Origin of the sequence: Bartonella sp. OC16QHHD (assembly GCF_042194035.1) — a bacterium.
Classification (GTDB): domain Bacteria; phylum Pseudomonadota; class Alphaproteobacteria; order Rhizobiales; family Rhizobiaceae; genus Bartonella.
The window spans coordinates 1-1,750 of the sequence record NZ_JBHIMJ010000015.1 but is presented as its reverse complement, the minus strand read 5'-3'; the positions used below and the strand labels follow the sequence as shown (position 1 = coordinate 1,750).

Here is a 1,750-nt window from a genome sequence, read left to right as displayed (position 1 = left end):
ATGCCTAGTGAACCATCAAAGATTGGGTTTTTCGCACGAGAGGTTGCATAAACCGATTTTTGAATATCTAACCACTCACCAACGGCTGTATTGGTTCGCAATTGCATGACTTGTGTTGGATGCAAATACAAAACATAAACATCATCACCATTGACATGGACTGGAGAAATTTGCGGATTGGCAAGTTTGGCTTGTTTAACCGCTTCATCAATCAATTTAAGACTAAAGCTATGTTTGGCTTTATCATTGAGATCTTCATCCTTTGTTTTACCATCTGGGCGGATAATACGTTCATTGCTTGGTGCCATGATTTCATTAAAGCCATAATGAACCGGCTTAATATACACTTCTCGACCATCAACATTGATCGTACGGGGTGTATAACCACATACCTGAAGAAAGAACATGATGCTTAAACGATTGGCATACCAACGAACTAAACCTTCTTTGGCTTTTTTCCGTAAATTGGGGAGAATTCTCTGTTGGTCAATCGAGTCATCATTCGCTACACGTGCTGCATGTAAAAGCTCGTTAATCACCAACCGATCATTCATAAATTGAAGCGCTTCTTCATTGCCCTCTAAGGTTTCGCCTTGCGTGACACCGTCCCCAAACAGATTGACCAGCAGACTAAACGTAACGCTATCCCCTGCACTCTTATGGGTTTCGTTGTAAAGCTGGATAATGCTGTTCGAACTTTTGCCAATCAGGGGAGCTATTTTCGTTGCTTTCAAAACTTCATTGCTTAATTTCTGTGACCACAATTTCACCGATTGCGGATCATGGGTTCCTATATGTGTTGTTGCCATTGATTTCACCTTTCTTTGCTGTAAAAAAACCGGCTTAAAGCCGGTGGAAAACCCGCATCAAGGCGGATTATGTTGTAAAACTTATTGCCTAATCAGGGTCTGCACCCATAATTTCATAAAAACGGGCTTCATTTTTCGGGTTCGATATCCACGCGTTAAATTCTTTTTCTGACATATTCGCAAGTGTCTCTTTGGTCATAGGACCCGTCACGCCCCCTCCTCCAGATGCTGTTAAGGTTCTCGCAGAATTCTGCCGGCTTTGAAGTTCTGCTACTTGATTATTCGCTTGAACCCCTTGGTTCTGATAGCCAAGATTTTGCGCTATTCTATAAATCTCTTCTGCCGGATTGAGATCTCTTTGTGCACAAGTCGCTACAATCGTACGCAATTCATTCCTTATGATCTCAGAAATTGTGTTTGGATCTGCATACTCAGGATAAAGTGACGACCAAGAACTCAATTCCTTCGCACGCTTCTCATAAAGAAAATTTGCCGCATCACCAAAATCACTGGATTTATTTTGAAACGACTTAACAGAATTGTTGAAAAACTGACCAAGACGTATATCATGCTGCTGCTGTTCCTCAGCTTGTCTTAGCGCTTCTTTCTGTTCCCTAATATACGCATCCTGCTCTCGAATCTTTTTTCCCATCCAACTCATATAGCCAATAATGTCTTGTGTAGGGTCTGGGGGTGCATTTTCACCTTCAACCATTGGCGTCTGGGATTGGGGTTCATAAAGCTTGACAAGCGCTTCACGAGCTTGTTTAGCTTGTTGCTCCATACGCTGCTGTTCTATGCTAGGAACAATCTCTGAAGGCTTTTCAACGGACTGCACAACCGGCTCTGGAGAGGTGACATCATCATTATCAATCGTTTCACCATCATAAGTGCCGGCATCAAAAGAGCTCTCATCATCAAAGACCGGTGCTCCAACTCTG

At 42.6% G+C, this 1,750-nt stretch carries 2 protein-coding genes; both read right to left on the bottom strand.

Annotation, left to right across the window (positions count from 1 at the left end; all coding sequences use genetic code 11):
• A partial coding sequence (locus ACFIK1_RS03035) for a N4-gp56 family major capsid protein (protein WP_375662054.1) occupies positions 1 to 809 on the bottom strand: 809 nt, incomplete at its 3' end.
• Between the two features lie 88 nt (positions 810 to 897).
• Positions 898 to 1,750, bottom strand: an 853-nt coding sequence (locus ACFIK1_RS03030) for a hypothetical protein (RefSeq protein WP_375662053.1), incomplete at its 5' end; no start/stop codon positions are given.